Source organism: Brucella sp., from assembly GCF_032066345.1.
Taxonomy (GTDB): Bacteria; Pseudomonadota; Alphaproteobacteria; order Rhizobiales; family Rhizobiaceae; genus Brucella; species Brucella pseudogrignonensis.
The window spans coordinates 25,696-42,769 of sequence record NZ_DAMBKZ010000010.1 but is presented as its reverse complement, the minus strand read 5'-3'; the positions used below and the strand labels follow the sequence as shown (position 1 = coordinate 42,769).

Genomic DNA, 17,074 nt, shown 5'->3' with positions numbered 1-17,074 from the left:
ACTCATAAAAAGCTATATCGCAAAAAACCTTTCCTTGACGAAAACAGCCTAAAGACCGATTGTAGCGCTACAATATACTGTAAGTTTTGGAAATGCACATGGTCTTTAGCGTTGATAAAGGGGCAGATTGCGAGATGCCCTCATGAATTCTTTTCCAGGCGATACAGCCAGTACGCTAGTGCTGCGCACTCTGACGAAACGTTACGGCTCCAGCCTTGCTGTTGACAATCTTGATCTGACCATCGAAGCAGGCAAGCTTGTCTCGCTACTTGGGCCCTCGGGGTGTGGTAAGACGACCACCTTGCGCATGGTTGCAGGCTTTGAGCGCCCTGATGCCGGAATAATTCAAATCGGTGCAACCAACGTAACCGCCCTTCCCCCGCACCAGCGCCAACTCGGTATGGTCTTTCAAAATTACAGCCTGTTTCCACATCGCACAGTGGCCGAGAACATTGGCTTTGGCCTGAAGATGCAAGGTCTTGGCCGCGGTGCTCGTGATGAGCGTGTCAAATCCATGCTCGATCTTATTCAATTGTCCGGTCGCGGAGACACCTACCCCGCTAAGCTTTCTGGTGGTCAACAACAGCGCGTTGCCCTTGCCCGCTCGCTTGTGGTCAACCCAAAGATTCTGTTGCTGGATGAGCCCCTGAGCGCACTCGACAAATCATTACGTGAAAGCATGCAGTTCGAAATTCGGGCCATGCAGGCGCGTCTTGGCATCACGACTTTGCTTGTCACGCACGATCAGGAGGAAGCACTTTCCATGGCCGATCAGGTGGCTGTGATGAAAAGCGGACGCATCCTCCAGCTCGGCACGCCGGGCGATATTTACGACAGACCACAAAGCCGTTTTGTTGCCGAATTTCTCGGCGCCTCAAACATTTTTGAAGGCACGACATCTGGCGATGGCACAGCACTTCACATACCCGGCCCCCAGAGCTCAATAGCTATCCCGCTCGCAACCCTGCAGCCAACAGAGAAACCACTGACGCTATCCATTCGTCCAGAACGCATCGTGCCTGTCGCGAAGGGCGAAGGATTCTTGGACGGGCGTGTCGTTGGCGCTGTTTTCCGTGGCAATTACGCCGCATATCAGATCGAAATTCCCGCGCTGGGTCGTGAGGTTTTCATCTATCGGCAAGCCGAAAGCAGCCTCGGTGAGCTTGCCTATCACCTTAATCAAGAAATTACGCTCGGTTGGAAATCAGAAGATGCCGTCGTTGTAACACCGGAATAAACTGAAAGCTTGGCATATGCAGAAGAATGGCGCACGTATTGGCATCGATGTAGGTGGAACATTTACAGATTTTGTTCTGTTCGATCCTGACCAAAAAAGCCTGATCCACTATAAAGAACCGTCGACACCTGACGAGCCATCGCGTGCTTTGATCGTCGGGCTGCAGTCGCTTTTGCAAAAAGCCGATCGCAAGGCGGATCAAATCGATACGCTGATGCATGGCACAACGATTGGCCTCAACGCGATCATTCAGCGTCGAGGCGCAAAAATCGCCTTGATCGTCAGCGAAGGTTATCGCGATATTCTTGAAATCGCGCGCAGCCGCATGCCCTCCTCCTTCGATTTTCATGCCAGCAAGGAAGAGCCCCTCGTCCCGCGCCATCGTATCATCGAAATTGGCGCCAGGCTTTCCGCGCATGGTGCAACCTCACAGTTTCCGGACGATGTAGCTCTAGAAGATGTTGCTGAAAAACTGAAAGCGCTTGATGTTGAGGCCGCAGCTCTTGTGCTTATCAATGGCTATACCAACCCCGCTATCGAGCAAGAGCTTGCAGCGAAGATTTCTGCCAAATCAAATGGTCTTTCAGTTACTTCCGCCGCTGTCATTTGGCCTGAAATTCGTGAATATGAGCGCACACTTGTTGCCTGCCTCAACGCCTATATCCAACCACTGATGGGACGCTATTTCGACGGACTGAAAGCCGGACTTGCCCGCGATGGGGTGACTGCCCCCATCCTTGTCACTGCATCCAATGGCGGTTCACTCAGCCTCTCATCTGCGCAAGAGCGTCCGGTTGAAACCATTCTTTCCGGACCTGCCTCCGGCGTCATGGCAGCAGCCCGCCTTGCCGAAATATCCGGCGCGCGATCGATCATTACATTCGACATGGGGGGGACCTCCTCAGATATAGCGGTAGCCCAAGATGGTGCCGCACAATTGGCGACCAAGACCGACATTGGTGGCTTGCCGCTAGTTCTGCCGGTCGTGGATGTTTCCGCAATTGGCGCAGGCGGCGGTTCAATCATCTGGGTTGACGATCATGGTGTTTTGAAAGTCGGACCTCGCAGCGCAGGTGCCTCACCAGGCCCCGTTTCATATGGACGTGGAGGCGTGGAGCCTGCCGTCACCGACTGCTACCTCGCACTGGGTTATATTGACCCAATGGGCTTCCTCGGTGGGCGTATGCAGCTTGACAGTCGGGCCGCCAAAGACGCGCTGACGATCATCGGTAATCGTATTGGTTTTGATGATGATAATGCAGCTGCAAAAGCCGCAGAAGGCGCGCTTGCTGTAACGACAGCTGGCATGGCCACTGAACTATATAAGACACTCGCATCGCGTGGTCTTGATCCGGCGACCTTTGCCCTCGTGCCTTTCGGTGGCGCAGGCCCAACCCACGCCAATCTTCTGGCTGAAGAAGTTGGGATCGCCCATATTATCATTCCACCTGCAGCAGGCACGTTCTGTGCGCTGGGTGCAGCTGCGGCGGACCTACGCCGCGACTTCGTTCGCAGCCTGCGTCGTCCACTCGACAAAGCAAGTGCTGCCTTGCTGAACGAAACATTCAAGCTGCTTCAATCGGAAGGCATTGAATGGCTGGGTCAGGAAGGAGAACAGAGCACAGGACGCCTGTTCGAAAAAGCCGCCGACATGCGCTATGTCGGCCAGGCCTATGAGCTCCGCGTCACCCTCAACGACGTTGCAACTGATCCAAATTCACTTGCAGACGCTTTCCATCGCGAACACGAACGCATTTATGGTTTTCGTGACACACAGGCCGAGGTGGAGCTTGGTACAGCCCGCCTCGCAGTGATCGGCGTCACCCCCAATATTGCCCCGCCTGACTTTGCTGCGGGCACCGGTGTTCCTGCAACCAAAGGCATGCGCCCGCTATTTCATAAGGGCGCGTGGCTTGATGCGGCAGTACTCAATCGAAGCTCTTTTGGGAATGGTGATCTAATCACTGGCCCGGCAATCATTGAACAGGATGACACCACCACAGTTGTCCTGCCCAACTGGACTGCAGGTTGCGACAAATCCGGAAATTTGCATCTTGAAAGGCTGACCAAATGAAACTCGATCCGGTCACACTTGCCATTCTCGGCAACAAGCTTGCAGCCATCAGCGAAGAGATGTGCCTTACGCTACAACGTACAGGACGCACGCTTTACGTCAAAGAAACAGCCGATTTTGCTTGCGCGCTGGCAGGGCTCGATGGTCGTTTCTTCGCCTATCCTCGCTCTATTGGCGTTTCAGGATTTGTCGGGCTTGAATGCGGTCCGACTATCGAAGCAGTCGGTAAACTTGAGCCCGGCGATGTTATTCTAACCAACGACCCGTATCGTTCTGAGGGTCTTGCGACCCATTTGCCTGACCTGCATATGATCGAACCCTATTTCCATGAGGGCCGCATCGTCGCTTACGGATGGTGCTTCGTACATTGCTCGGATGTCGGCGGACGTGTGCCTTCAAGCATCTCACCGGTCAATACAGAAATCTTTCAGGAAGGCCTGCGCATTCCACCCGTCAAGCTGATGAAGCGAGGGGAAATGTCGCCGGAAGTGAAGCTGTTTCTCGATGCAAACAGCCGCACACCGGAAGCCAATATGGGCGACATTCGCGCCATGCTCGCAGCTCTTGCTGCCGGTCGCCGTCGCTTCGAGCAGGCAATCACGCAGCACGGTGTCGACGCAGTTTCCACCGCAAGTATCGATCTTGTTTCCTATGCTGCTGAAAAAGCCCGCTCGGTACTGAGTAAAGTCCCAGCCGGGACCTATAAGTTCTCGGATTATCTTGATGACGATGCAGCAGGAAAACTGCCCGTCCGCATAGCCTTGAAGGTGACGTTCGACGACGGCAGAGTACATCTCGATTTCACTGGCACCGACCCACAAGTGGCGACAGCAATGAACATTCCATCGCGCGGACGGCCGCACGCATGGCTTACGCTTCGTGTCCTTGCATTGGTCAACACACTTGATTCAACAGTTCCACTCAATGTTGGTTTGCTTGATCCGGTTCGCATCTCCGCGCCCGAAGGAACTTTGGTCAATCCGCAGGAACCTGCTGCTACGGGCGTTCGTCATGCAGCAGCCATTCGCGTCAATGATGTACTCAATGGTGCTTTTGGTCAGGCTCTGCCAGCGATCATGCCTGCAGCTTCATCCGGAACCGTTATCCCGGTGGTGATGGCTGAACCCGATGGCAAGGGTGGTCGCCGCGTGCAGGTGATTGAACCAATGATCGGTGGCACCGGCGCGCGTTCAGGGCAAGATGGTGTTGATGGTCGCGACAGCGGCATCTCAAACCTCGCAAACAATCCCGTCGAGACGGTTGAAGCAGAACTCGGCATTGAGATTATGCGCTATGCTTTGCGCCCGAATTCAGGTGGCGCAGGTCAATGGCGTGGCGGTTGCGGCATGGAACTGACTTTCCGCGTGCTGACGGATGATAGCAATGTGCTTGGACGTGGCATGGAGCGTCTGCTGTTTCGCCCATGGGGCGCCCACGGCGGCAAAGCGGGATTACCCGGTGAGCTGATCGTTAATCGCGGTAAACCCGATGAGCGCAGACTGGGTAAGATAGACGTCTTAATCGTCAATGCGGGCGACACAGTTACATTTCTAACGCCGGGTGCTGGTGGCTGGGGCAATCCGTATGACCGTGATCCGACAGCTGTGATGCGGGATGTTCAAGACGGCTTCGTCTCTGTCGACGCAGCCCTCGCCGACTATGGCGTAGCAATCAAAGACGGAGAACTCGATCCGGCAACCACCAGGCAGTGCCGCTCAGATCTATCCAAAAGCAAGTCAACAGATGGCCAAGGACCTGAACGTCGACGGTGGGATGAAGTCTTTGAACCAGCTTTGATGGACCAACTTAACCAAGCATTGGTTGCATTACCTGCAACCGTACGGCAGCGGCGTCGGAAGGACATCTTCGATGTCGTTCTAAGTGAATTGCCGGATGAATTTCCCCGTATTGATGCAACAGCAGTCGCCACATCAACAGCACATGCGGCTCTCGCATCGGCTGTAGAAAACCTGCTCGAAAACACCTGACCCTTTTGATCGGAGAACCGAAATGCCTATTTTGACAAGACGCAACTTCCTCGGCTCCGGTACCCTGCTTGGACTGGGGTTCGCGGCTGGTAATCTGCCCCGCTTTGCTCAAGCACAGAGTGCAAAAGAAATTACCGTCACTGCATTTGGAGGTGTGTGGGAAGAAGCGGTTCGCACCTGCTTCGTCACACCATTTGAAGCCAAGTCAGGAGCCAAAGCGAGCGTTGCCCTCGGCGGCCCACCACAATGGCTGGCACAGATAGAAGCAGCCCCTCAGAAGCCACCACTTGACGTGCTCATCATGACACCGGATCTCGCCTTAACTGCCGCGAAAGCGGGGCTCGTTGATGAATTTACACACGACAAACTACCGAACCTTGCAAAAATCCCACAAGAATTAACGGATTCCGTCGAAGGCAAAGGCACTCTGTTCGATTATGGTGTAGCCGGCATTACCTACAATAAGGATCGGGTGAAAAACCCACCAAAATCATTTGCCGAATTTGTAGACCGCGTTGCCAGTGGAGAATTCGTCGCCTCAATCCCATCGATTAGCTACGCGGTGACCCCTATCATGCTCATCTGGGCGATGGCGAAAGCGCTCGGCGGCGGCGCTGACAATGTTGACCCCTTTTTCAAGGCTGTTGAGAAGATGAAGGATAACCTCATCTACTGGGCTAGCCCCAACGACTTTTTCAATCATCTGTCCTCGGGTGAAGCTGATATCGGTATCTATTTCGATGGTCGCACCTGGAACCATTATGATGCGGGTGCAACCTGGATCGACTTCATCAACCCTGAAGAAGGCGGTTCGCTCAACGGACTTGCTGTGCAAAAGCCAAAAAATGCCAATCCGCTCGCTTGGGACTACATTAACGAAGTGCTTGATGCAGCCAACCAGACTAAGTTTGCTGATATCATGAATTACGGCGTTACCAATGTGGACGTGGTCTACAGTGAGAAGCTGAAGCCGCGCATTACACCATGGCAGAAAACCGCTTTCCCACCCTATGAACAGATTGCACAGGTTCGCAATGAATGGGTTGATCGCTGGAACCGGGAAATCGGCCAGTAAGGCAGTGCTTTCGCACTTCTTGGAGTGGAAATATGAGCCAGACGGAAACATCAGACACAATTGCAGCAAAGGGGCTGGCCCTGCCGGGTTGGCTACTTGCACTGCCCGCTTTGGCCTTTCTGCTGGCATTTTTCGTACTTCCACTTTTTGACAACAGCATCCGCAGTTTTGTCGATGCTGAAGGTGGTCTGACGGTCACTCGCTATATCACGCTGCTCAGCGACCCGTTCTACCTGCGCATCATTGGTGAAACGCTTCTGCTTTCCGGTGGCGTGACACTGATATGCGTGGTGATTGGATATCCTGTCGCTTATTTTCTGGTGCGCAAGGCTGGCCGGTGGGCAAGCCTCATCGTTTTTTTGCTAATCGCACCACTCCTGACATCCATTATTATGCGTACCTTCGGTTGGCAGGTTCTGTTTGCGCGCCGCGGCCTCATCAACAATCTGCTGGTCGATCAGCTTGGTATTCTTTCAGTGCCTTTGCGTTTTACCAATTCACCTGAAATTACCATCGCTGCGCTAGTGCATGTTTTGGTTCCATTCATGGTGCTGTCTATCAGCACGGTTCTGCAAGGGATTGATCGTCGCCTTGAAGAATCTGCAAAAATTCTGGGCGCAAGCCGCCTCCGAACATTCTGGGAAGTGACACTACCACTTTCACTCGACGGCATCGGTACCGGAGCAATTCTGGTATTCATGATCGCTAATGGTAGCTTCGTGACACTCGTAATGCTGGGTGGTGGTTTGCAGACCTTACCATTGATGATCTATCAGCAATTCAACACCACGCGCGATTTCGGCATGGCAAGTGCGATGAGCACAATCCTTCTGATAATCGCAGTCGCGTGTCTCTTCCTGCAACTTCGCCTCGTGCGACAGCGGGGAGCGTGAAATGATGAAGCCATTTGACAAAGACTGGGCCGGTTTAGCGCTAACCATTTTCGTTGTGGTCTTCTTCATTTTTATGCTGGCACCAATTCTGGTGGTCGTCGTGGTCTCCTTCACCTCAGCCGGTTATGTCGCTTTTCCAATCCCCGGTTGGTCCCTAAAATGGTTTGCGAATATTTTCGCTTATAAGCCTTTTGTCGATGCGATGATCGTGAGCCTAAAGATCGGTCTGGGTGCAACCATTCTCTCCAGTCTCATCGGGATTCCAGCTTGCCTGTATCTTGCGCGTTCTCGTGCTGGATGGGCGAACGCAATCATGACCTTTCTGCTATCGCCCTTGTCTATGCCCATGATCGTGATCGGTTTCGCATCACTTTTCTTCATGAGTTGGCTTGGGCTCGGCATTTCTTTCACCGCGCTGCTCATTACCCACACAGTGGTCTGTCTGCCTTACGTTGTGCGAACGGTTGCGGGTGTTTATGGCAACTTGCCGCGTCGCTATGAAGAAGCTGCAGCAATCCTCGGTGCCAATCCCTTACAGGTTTTCTGGCACGTCACGCTGCCACTAATCCGTCCAGGTGTTATGGCTGGATCGCTATTTTCCTTCCTCACATCTTTCGACAATCTGCCGGTCAGCTATTTCTTCGCCAGCGCCAAAACCAACACTTTACCTGTCGTTATGCTGAGCTATCTCGAACATCAATTCGACCCGACAATCGCGGCATTAAGTACGTTGCAACTGCTTATGGCAATCATCACACTAGTCATTGTCGACCGCATTTATGGCATTCGCAAAATGACGGTGGCAGCATGAGCTTTAATCTCCCCATCGACCACGTTATCATTCTGGCAAGTGATCTCGCTCAAACTGGAAAAGCTTTCGAGAATATCGGGTTCTCCGTAACGCCAATCGCAAAGCATAGTGCTGTCATGGGCACCGCAAATCGCTGTGTTATGCTGGATGGTTCCTATATTGAAATCCTCGCAATAGTGGAGCCAACAGAAGCCAATGCCAGGTGGCGCAGGCTTCTCGATAAGGGATCAGGTTTGGGCGGCGTTGCTCTACGGAGCAACGACATTGAGAACGACGCTCAAACCTATGAACAGAATTTGATCGGAATGGAAACAGTTCGGCACTTTTCGCGGCAAACGGATATAGGAGAGTTACGGTTTTCGATAAGTCGCTTCAAAGATAGTGTCACGCCCTCCTATCAATGCTTGCTCTGTCAGCACCACACCCCCGAGCTGCTTTGGATATCCGACGCTTTGAAACACCCAAATGGAGCGCGACGTCTGCTATCGGTTTCCACACCAAACGCATCCGAACTTGGTGCGCTATCGAGTACCAACTCTTCGGACACAATTGTCTCAACAGGGCAGGATCGCCTGACCCTTACGGGAAACAGTGATGCTCTTTTTGATTTGCGCGCGAGTTGTGGATTGGAAATAGCGATGGTACGCGCATGAAATCCTGGCCATCAGATAAGCCGTCACCACTATGGATGTCACTTTCGCGCGAGACATTTGAGAGCAATCCACTTGAAGGGGCGGCTCACACCGAGATCGCTATCATCGGCGGCGGAATTGCTGGTCTGGCCGCAGCTATCGAGCTTGCGAGGCGCGGTCGAAAGGTCACGGTGCTTGAAGCTGCCAAAGTTGGTCATGGAGCATCAGGTCGCGCCAATGGACAGGTTATCTCAGCGCTAACACGCCACGGTCCAAACGCGTTGCGGAATATTTGGCCGGGAGAACAAGCCGAAAAATTTATCAAGCTTGTCAAAGGTGCGGCCGACAAACTTTATGCCTTAGCCGATCGTTACAGCATTGATTGCGATTTAAGCCGTGCTGGATGGCTGCAACCAGCGCACAGTCCTGGTCGTTTCAAACGCGTTTCAGCGCTCGCAGCACAATGGGCAGAAGCAGGCGCACCAACTGGAGTTATTTCTCCTGATGAGATGGCTGAACGGCTAGGCACCAAAGCCTATGATGGGGGGTGGGAGCATCTTGGCGGCGGTCACATCAACCCATATGCATTTACAGTTGGGCTTGCGCGTGGTGCAGTTTCAGAAGGTGTTACAATATACGAGCAAAGCCCAGCACTTAATCTGAAGCGAACGCATACAGGCTGGCAGATCAAGACCCCAAACGGCGAAATTCACGCTGAAAAAGTTGTGCTCGCAACCGCAGCACACACTGGTAATCTCTGGCCAGAGCTTCAGCGTTCCATTGTCCCCGTTACCTCTTACCAAGTAGCTACTGAGCCTCTAGGTGACTTGGTTCGAACAATCCTGCCGGGCAATGAAGCATCGTCGGACACCCGCTTTGACCTCCGTTACTTCCGTAAGGATCGTGAGGGACGACTGGTCTCTGGCGGCGCGCTTGCCATTCAGGCCGGTGCAGCATATCGGCTGCCCAAGATGGTCGACCGTCGTTTGCGCGAACTTTTCCCTTGCCTGCCGCGCAACACAGTGAAAACCTTCTGGGGTGGACGTATCGCTATGACGGTTGATCGTTTACCGCATCTACACAGACGCGAAGACGGTCTTTACAGCTGGATTGGCTGTAACGGTCGCGGACTGGCACTTGCTTGTGCCATGGCGGATGTAATCGCTGATGCTGTATGTGGTGTCGCTGACAATCAACTTGCCCTACGCCCGACACCAGTCTCACAAGTTGCATTTCACCCAATTGTTAGCCGAACAGCGCGCTTCATTCTGCCCTATCTGCGATGGCAGGACAGTCGTGAAGTCTGATCGTAACTAAAGGAAAGCCGATGCCCCGTGCTGCCGTTATACAGCTCTTTCACGAAGCCAATGCATTCACACCTGTCAAAGCAAACTATGACGGCTTCCTATCAGCGCAATATTTTCAGGGCGAAGATGTAAGGCGTGAATTCGGCTCGACCAGCAATTGGCTCGGCGGAGTAACTGAAGCGCTTGATGAAGCCGGTTACGAGATTGCTTATGGCGTATGTACAGGGTGCCTGCCCGGCGGAACGCTTGAAGCAGAAAGTTACCACCGGATCGTGGCTGAAATCATTCGTTCGCTGGAACATATTGCCGCCAATGGTCCGATCGATGTTGTAGCACTGTTGCTGCATGGGGCTTTGGTCGTTGAAGGTCTAGCCACACCTGAAACTGATCTTGCACGCAAAGTACGTAAAATCGTCGGGCCTGATGTCCGCATAGCGGTTCCGCTCGATTTTCATGCCAATGTCGAGCCAATGTTGCCACAGGTTGTGGACGTCGTTATCGGCGGCAAGCTCTATCCGCACGCCGACACACATGCGCGCGGAAAAAAAATGATGCAGTTGACACTTGATCCCACCGCCTGGCGCACGCGACGCTTCCGTTTACCAGTAGCGGCCCCCATGAGCGCTCAAACCAGCGACGCGGATCCTTTCAAAAGCCTCGTTGCGCTTTCTAACGAAATCGAGCTTCGAGACGGGCTGGCCGATGTCGTCGTGATGGGAGGTTTCCCTTATGTGGATTCCGATGATGTTGGAAGCTCGGTTCTCGTCACAGGCAACAACGAAGAAGCTATGAAAAAGGCCTATCGCGACATGGCCGAAGTCATATGGCAACAGCGAGAAGCAATCACTCGCCAGGCACCTTCATTTGAAGAAGCAGCAGCAGAGATCTATGCGCGTGCAGTCAAAGGCCGCGTCGTCATTGGCGACGCAGGCGATAACCCTGGTTCGGGTGGGGTAGCTAATGTCGCCGATATTTTCGCCAGTCTAGCAGCGCAGGATCTACCCTTTGCTGCAGGTTTCATGGTTGATGGCAAGGCGGTTCTGGATGCTCAGCTGATTGGCGAAGGCAATCGCGGCAGGGTTTCCATGGGGCGTTTGCAGAACGGCGAACCATTTATCGTGGATGCATTTGTGGAGCGCGTTACCGAGGTTCGCTACCGCAATGAAGGCGCAAATCTGCATGGTGAACTGCTGGAAGGCGGTTTAGGAGCAGTCTTACGTATTCGCGATGACGGCCATATCGTAATCGTTACAGAACGCATTCAGGCATATGATACTCAGGCTTTCCGTAGTATGGGTATCAATCTCGAAAGCAAGACGATTATTCACGTCAAATCGAGCAACCATTTCCGCACGTCCTTTACTCCACTGGCTGAGCAAGGTGTATTTGTGGTCGATAGTGGCGGCTTTGCTTCGACAGATGCCACCAAGTTTCCTTTCACCAAACGGGCGACCCGCATTCTTCCACTCGCCCCACTCGATAAAAACGAATGGGATAGTCAGGTTACAGAAGAATGCGAGATAGCATTTCGAAAGCTATGAAAGGTAGCTTTTGACGACTGCGCCACCTTGGATGACGAGCTGCAGATGATCGGCAAAACTCTCCAGAACCCCCTTATCAAGCGGATTGGCTGAGAGAATATTGAGGTCGGCGCGGTAATTTTCCTTAACGTGTCCGATTTCATGTTCGAGGCGCACGAGTTCTGCTGCAGTGCTTGTTGCAGCCCGCAACAGATCGAGCGGCGGGACTACGTCAGCACGCAATTCAAACTCGTGCAGCTGTCGAGAATGCATCGGGCCGATGAGATCTGTACCATAAGCCATGGGCACGCCCGCGCGGTAAGCAAGTTCGACTGCATGAAGCCCGGAATCGAGCACCAGCTTGATCTTGTCCATTCGGTCTTTTGGAAAGCCACTCTCCGCACCCACTTCGGCAAGCGCACGAAAGCAAGAAAGTGTCGGTGTCAGATAACTTCCAGCCCCTTTCATAAGTGCGACCGTCTCTTCGTCCAAAAGATTGCCATGCTCAATTGAGCGGACGCCATTGCGCACAGCACGCGCAACCGAACGAGCGGTATAGGTATGCGACACCACGTAGAGATTGGCCATGTTGGCCTCATCGACAATGGCCGCAATCTCTTCTTCTGAAAACTGATCTGATGTGATGCGGTCAGTTGGCGAAGATATGCCTCCATTTGCCATGATCTTGATATGGTGGGCGCCGCGTCTAATTTCATCTCGCGCGGCTCGGCGAACGTCATCAACTCCATCGCAACGTCGACCAAGGCTCACTTGAGCATAGGTTTCATCGGACCGATCTACACCCATGGATCGATGGTCGCCATGACCACCACTCGCGGAAAGCGCCTTACCACCATAAAGAAGCCTTGGCCCTGAAATCAGTCCTTCTTCAACAGATTGTGCAAGACCAAATTCTGCCCCCCCGACATCCCGTACAGTCGTAAAACCACGCGAAAGCATTCCATCAAGCACCTTCGCTGCACGCGCAGCCACATACATTGGAGACTGACGAGGCAGTTCACCCAGATTGGCAGTGTAGGCTGTAACATGAACATGGGCATCAATGAGACCCGGAATAACGTAAGAGCCTTCGAGATCGATCCGGTTGGCATCTGAATGCGAAGGATTGGCTTCGTTGAGTTCGCGAATAAAACCGTTTTCCAGAACGATGTTCTGGTCGGCGAGAATACTACCGTTTTCAACGTCGACGACATTGGCATTTTCGAGAATTGTAATCACTGCATTGTGTTCCTGAGGTGAAACTTGGAAACGGTAAAAGCCGGACTACATATGTGCCCGGCTTTCTGGATTCTTAATCTGACTTATTTCTCCGACCAGCCAACGCGGTTGAGGAAGAGGTTCTCATTTGGTAGCGGGGTAAACTCCACACTCTTGGCTGCACCATAAATCACCGATGCCTGATAGAGCGGAATAATATAGTTTTCTGCAGCCACGATCTCATGCACAGACTTATAGAGTTCAAGGCGTCGCTCAGGATTGATGACGTTTCTTGCTTCATCAAGTGCCTTGTCCAAACGGTCATCTTTGATGGTCGACCAGCTGCTGGACGAGTGCAAGAGCGGATAAAGCGCATCCTGACAACCACAGCTCCAGCGACCAAACGCGGCCGATGGAATTGTATCGGCGCCTGATTGCATCTGTTGCATCCAGTTGCCCATATCGGTGGTAACGATTTTTACATTCAGACCGACCTCGTTCAGCATCTGCTGAATTGCCTGCACCACACGCTGATCGTATGTTGGTGTCGTGAGTAGTGTGATCTCAGTTTTTGCCGCATCACCCACTTCAGCCACAAGCTCTTTGGCCTTTTCAGGATTGTAGTCCGGTGCTTTGATGCCTTCGACAAAGCCGAATGAAACCGGAGAGGTCAACTCATCAAGTGGTGCGTCATAGCCACCGAGAATACCTTCAACGATGCCCTGTTTATCAATCGCATGAGCGATAGCCAGGCGAATACGCGGATCATTAAGCGGCGCTTTATTGATGTTGAGCGAGAAAAAGGCAATGCGTTCACCGCGAACTGGCAGAACGTTCCCCTGGCCAGAGGCTTCGAGCTGTGCCGCTAGATCATTATCGAGATTACTGACAAGATCGGTCGTTCCGGCCTGCAAGTTTGCGATACGGGTTGAACCATCCGGCACGGCACGAAATGCAACTTTAGGAAATTCACCCTTCTTGCCCCAATAATCATCATTGCGCGCAAGCAGTACCTCGACACCGCGATTCCAGTTTGCAAGCTTATAAGGACCGGAGCCCACGGGCTTAATGTTAAACTCATCCTTGCTGACTTTCTCAACCACATGCTTTGGCACGATGGAAAGCTTGGTCAATTGTGCAAGCAGTACAGGATAAGGACCCTTTGTGGTGACGACGACGGTCGTACCATCTTTAGCTACAGCGTCATTGATCTGGTTGAACTGACCAATCTGCGGACTTGCGAAGGCCGGATCAATAATGCGCTTGATGCTGAAGGCAACGTCCTCAGCAGTTAGCGGCTTTCCGTCATGAAATTTTACATCATCGCGGATTTTAAACTCTATTTCGGCATCGGATAAATATTTCCACTCCGTTGCGATTTGCGGGGCGATTTCCCCCTTGTCATCACGGGTGAGAAGGTTATCGAAGATATTGCGATAAACATTAAAGCTATCGGTGTTCCACTGCACATGCGGGTCAAGCGAGCTTGGCTCTGCTATGAAATCCACCGCCAACAAATCTTTGGCACCAGCATTTTGCGGCAAAGCCGCCAGAGCTGTCGCGGCAAGCAGCGCGGCGAAGAGTGCGTTTCTAAAGCGCATCAAATTATCTCCCCTAAGGTTTCCCCGATTATCATGACTGCGGAAAACAAATTGCAAATCAAAGAGTCATTTTGACATCTCAGTTTTATTATTTGCAATATTAATAATTGATACTGTCACCTTATAGAAATTGCCGCAACCGGCGTATTTTCTAAATCTGCGCGCAATAGAAAAATGTCATTTCATTTTTACACCTCAAAGAGAAATGGTTGATTTATAGCAATAGTGAAGGCAACATGACACTGTTTCTTTCGGAGCGCGATATGGAGATAATTTCTTCACTTAAGCGATCAGGAACAGAAAATATGCCCTTTTAAATAGATAAAAGAGATTTCAAAATATAAAACTGAGAGGTCAGTTATAAATGTTGGATAATGATGCCTATACGTCTCCCATATCGCTTGAAGGCAAGGGAGATTTGGCGGAAAAGGCGCTGCGAAGTGCGATTGTGAACTGTGTTCTGGCACCGGGTGAACGGCTGTCGGAATCTGCACTTGCAACCGAATTTGCGCTTGGACGCGGAGCACTTCGCGCAGCGCTCGCACGTCTTAAAGCAAGTGGATTGGTATCGTCTTCAGCGCGCAGCGGTTGGGTCGTCACACCAATTTCTGCAGGTGAAATCCGTGAACTGAGCGCAGCAAGACGGCACTTGGAGCCACTCCTTTTCGCGGCTGTGTTGGATGAGACCTCCATCCAGCGGCTGAATGCGCTCGGTGAAATGCATCTTGCGCTAACGCAACGCAATGAACTTGGCGGCGACATTCTTCCGACAATCCGCCGCTACGAACGTGAAATATTGGAGCTTCTTGCTACCCGTCTCAACATGCCGATCGTTTCCGGCTGGCTGACCGATCTTTGGGATCGTGCGGTACGACTGGTCAATTTCTTTGAAAAGACAGGCCGAGTGAAACTAATCCCCGCCAATCGATCACTATTAATCAGTGCGATTATCGAAGGGCGAAAGAGTGAAGCTCTGGATCTGTTTGGCGCTGCCAACACGGCACTCGAAACATATCTCCTCGACCGCTTTCTTGAATCAGAAGCAATGGTCGGCGCAAAACCTGCCCGCCGCAACGCGGGCAAAAACAAAACCGAGAAGCAATCTCGTCCAGAACCGCATTTGGACAAACCAGGGGCATTATAAATATGAAAGTAGTCAGCCGTTCGATCCGTTCCGCCATTGCAGGCCTCATTCTGGCCTGTTCACCGCTTGCAATGACCACGGCTTTTGCCAAGGATCAGCTAGTTGTTGACCTTGTGAACGAACCGTCATCGCTTGATCCACACAAGCAATGGAATCCGGACAGCTACTACGTTTATCGCAACATTTTCGACAATCTGGTGACGCGCAGCGATGCGGGTGAAATCGCTCCGCAGATTGCTACCGAATGGAAATACAATTCCGATACGGAAATTGTCTTCAAGCTGCGCGATGATGTGAAGTTTCACGATGGCTCACCGCTGACAGCGAAGGATGTTGCCTTCAGCATCAATCGTATCATCAACCCGGCTTTTGCCAGCCCGCAGCTCGGTCAGTTCAACAAGATCGTATCGGCAGAAGCAACGGGGGAGCATGAGGTAACCGTCAAAACCGACGGTGCTTATCCGGCGCTCCTCGCCCAGCTCGTGAAACTTTCCATAGTTCCGGAAAAAATCGTGGAAGCCAAAGGCGACGATGCTTTCAATGCCGCCCCTGTTGGCTCCGGTCCATATAAATTTGTAAATTGGCAACGTGGCGTATCCGTTGCACTGGAACGCAACGACGATTACTGGGGTGACAAGGGCGCATTCAAAACCGCCGAATTCCGCGCGGTCCCCGATGCGGCAACCCGAATTGCCAATCTGCAATCCGGCACTACCGATTTGGCAGTTGGTCTTGATGCCGATCTCGCAGCACAGATCGAAGGCTCCGCAAACGCCAAACCGCTCTCTGTTTTGACCGAACGCGTCGGCTATGTGAAGCTTAATCCAAATCTTCCGCCTTTCGATGATAAACGCGTCCGCGAGGCCGTAGCGCGCGCAATCGATAAGGAAGCAATTACTGAAGGTCTTCTGGGTGGTGTCGATCAACCTGTTGCCCAGATGGTGACGCCATCGCATTTCGGCTATGTCGAAGGCATTGAAGGCTATGCCTATGATCTTGATAAAGCAAAACAACTCATCAAGGATGCAGGTGCGACCGGCAAGGCAGTAAGCTTCGCCACAGCCCCCACTTTCGACCAGCGCATTGTGCAGGCAGTGGCACAGATGGTCGGCGAAACGGGGCTTACCGTTAACATCGAAATGACCGATATGGCGACCTATCTGAAAAGCGCGCAGAGTGAACCTAAAAGCCAGCCCGCTATCGCTTTTGGCCGCTGGTCCTGCGCCTGTCAGGATGCAGACGGCGTGCTTTTCCCGTTGCTGCATTCTTCAAGTTCATGGTCGTCGACAAACAATCCTGACATCAACAAGGCGCTGGAAGCCGCACGCGGCACGCTGGACGAAAAGACCCGCCTTGAAAACTACAAGACCGTCAGCACGTTTGTTGCCCAGGAAGTTCCACTCGTGCCGCTTTATCAGGCTGCGATTATTTATGGCGCGGCAAAGCAGCTTCAGTGGAAACCAACCGCAAATGAAAGCCTCTTCCTGAACCGCATGAGCTGGCAGGACTAAAAAGCCAATGGCCGGCGCAGTCATGCGCCGGCTCTAAATAAAAATAACAAGGGAACTATAGAC

The 17,074-nt window shown here is 52.4% G+C and carries 13 protein-coding genes; 11 read left to right on the top strand and 2 right to left on the bottom strand.

Going from position 1 to position 17,074, the window contains the following annotated elements; all coding sequences use genetic code 11:
* Positions 1–142: 142 nt before the first annotated feature.
* The 9 genes from RT142_RS13860 to RT142_RS13820 are packed head-to-tail and all read left to right on the top strand — an operon-like array spanning position 143 to position 11,558.
* Positions 143–1,237: an ABC transporter ATP-binding protein gene (locus tag RT142_RS13860; protein ID WP_113159032.1), complete on the top strand. Its 1,095-nt coding sequence runs from the start codon at positions 143–145 to the stop codon at positions 1,235–1,237.
* Positions 1,238–1,253: 16 nt separating this feature from the next.
* Entirely contained in the window at positions 1,254–3,311 is a 2,058-nt protein-coding gene (locus tag RT142_RS13855; RefSeq protein WP_313029338.1) for a hydantoinase/oxoprolinase family protein, read from the top strand.
* A complete protein-coding gene (locus tag RT142_RS13850) occupies positions 3,308–5,299 on the top strand; it encodes a hydantoinase B/oxoprolinase family protein (RefSeq protein ID WP_113159034.1) in 1,992 nt (663 codons plus the stop codon). The genes RT142_RS13855 and RT142_RS13850 overlap by 4 nt, the downstream gene beginning before the upstream one ends.
* Positions 5,300–5,321: 22 nt before the next feature.
* Positions 5,322–6,374, top strand: coding sequence for an extracellular solute-binding protein (locus RT142_RS13845; RefSeq protein WP_112806473.1), 1,053 nt, complete (start codon positions 5,322–5,324; stop codon positions 6,372–6,374).
* Between the two features lie 32 nt (positions 6,375–6,406).
* Positions 6,407–7,267: an ABC transporter permease gene (locus RT142_RS13840; RefSeq protein ID WP_113159035.1), complete on the top strand. Its 861-nt coding sequence runs from the start codon at positions 6,407–6,409 to the stop codon at positions 7,265–7,267.
* Between the two features lies 1 nt (position 7,268).
* Positions 7,269–8,078, top strand: a complete 810-nt coding sequence (locus tag RT142_RS13835; protein ID WP_313029336.1) for an ABC transporter permease — start codon at positions 7,269–7,271, stop codon at positions 8,076–8,078.
* A complete protein-coding gene (locus RT142_RS13830; protein ID WP_313029333.1) occupies positions 8,075–8,731 on the top strand; it encodes a VOC family protein in 657 nt (218 codons plus the stop codon). Before RT142_RS13835 ends, RT142_RS13830 begins: the two co-directional genes overlap by 4 nt.
* On the top strand, positions 8,728–10,017 hold the full coding sequence (locus RT142_RS13825; RefSeq protein ID WP_313029331.1) for an FAD-dependent oxidoreductase: 1,290 nt from the start codon (positions 8,728–8,730) through the stop codon (positions 10,015–10,017). Before RT142_RS13830 ends, RT142_RS13825 begins: the two co-directional genes overlap by 4 nt.
* Before the next feature lie 20 nt (positions 10,018–10,037).
* A complete protein-coding gene (locus RT142_RS13820; RefSeq protein ID WP_313029328.1) occupies positions 10,038–11,558 on the top strand; it encodes a M81 family metallopeptidase in 1,521 nt (506 codons plus the stop codon).
* Here the strand turns inward: RT142_RS13820 and RT142_RS13815 are convergent.
* Both RT142_RS13815 and RT142_RS13810 read right to left on the bottom strand, forming a co-directional pair.
* Positions 11,553–12,776, bottom strand: a complete 1,224-nt coding sequence (locus RT142_RS13815) for an amidohydrolase family protein (RefSeq protein WP_313029325.1) — start codon at positions 12,774–12,776, stop codon at positions 11,553–11,555. The genes RT142_RS13820 and RT142_RS13815 overlap by 6 nt on opposite strands.
* Positions 12,777–12,859: 83 nt before the next feature.
* Positions 12,860–14,356 (bottom strand): ABC transporter substrate-binding protein, encoded by a 1,497-nt coding sequence (locus RT142_RS13810; RefSeq protein WP_313029321.1) that lies wholly within the window; start codon positions 14,354–14,356, stop codon positions 12,860–12,862.
* A gap of 364 nt (positions 14,357–14,720) precedes the next feature.
* On the opposite strand from RT142_RS13810, the gene RT142_RS13805 reads away from it, so the two are divergent.
* Together RT142_RS13805 and RT142_RS13800 are read left to right on the top strand one after the other, a co-directional pair.
* A complete protein-coding gene (locus tag RT142_RS13805) occupies positions 14,721–15,500 on the top strand; it encodes a GntR family transcriptional regulator (RefSeq protein ID WP_064322090.1) in 780 nt (259 codons plus the stop codon).
* A 2-nt stretch (positions 15,501–15,502) separates the two neighbouring features.
* The gene (locus RT142_RS13800; RefSeq protein WP_313029317.1) at positions 15,503–17,011 is read left to right on the top strand and encodes an ABC transporter substrate-binding protein; all 1,509 of its coding nucleotides are present in this window, start codon (positions 15,503–15,505) and stop codon (positions 17,009–17,011) included.
* Positions 17,012–17,074: the final 63 nt, after the last annotated feature.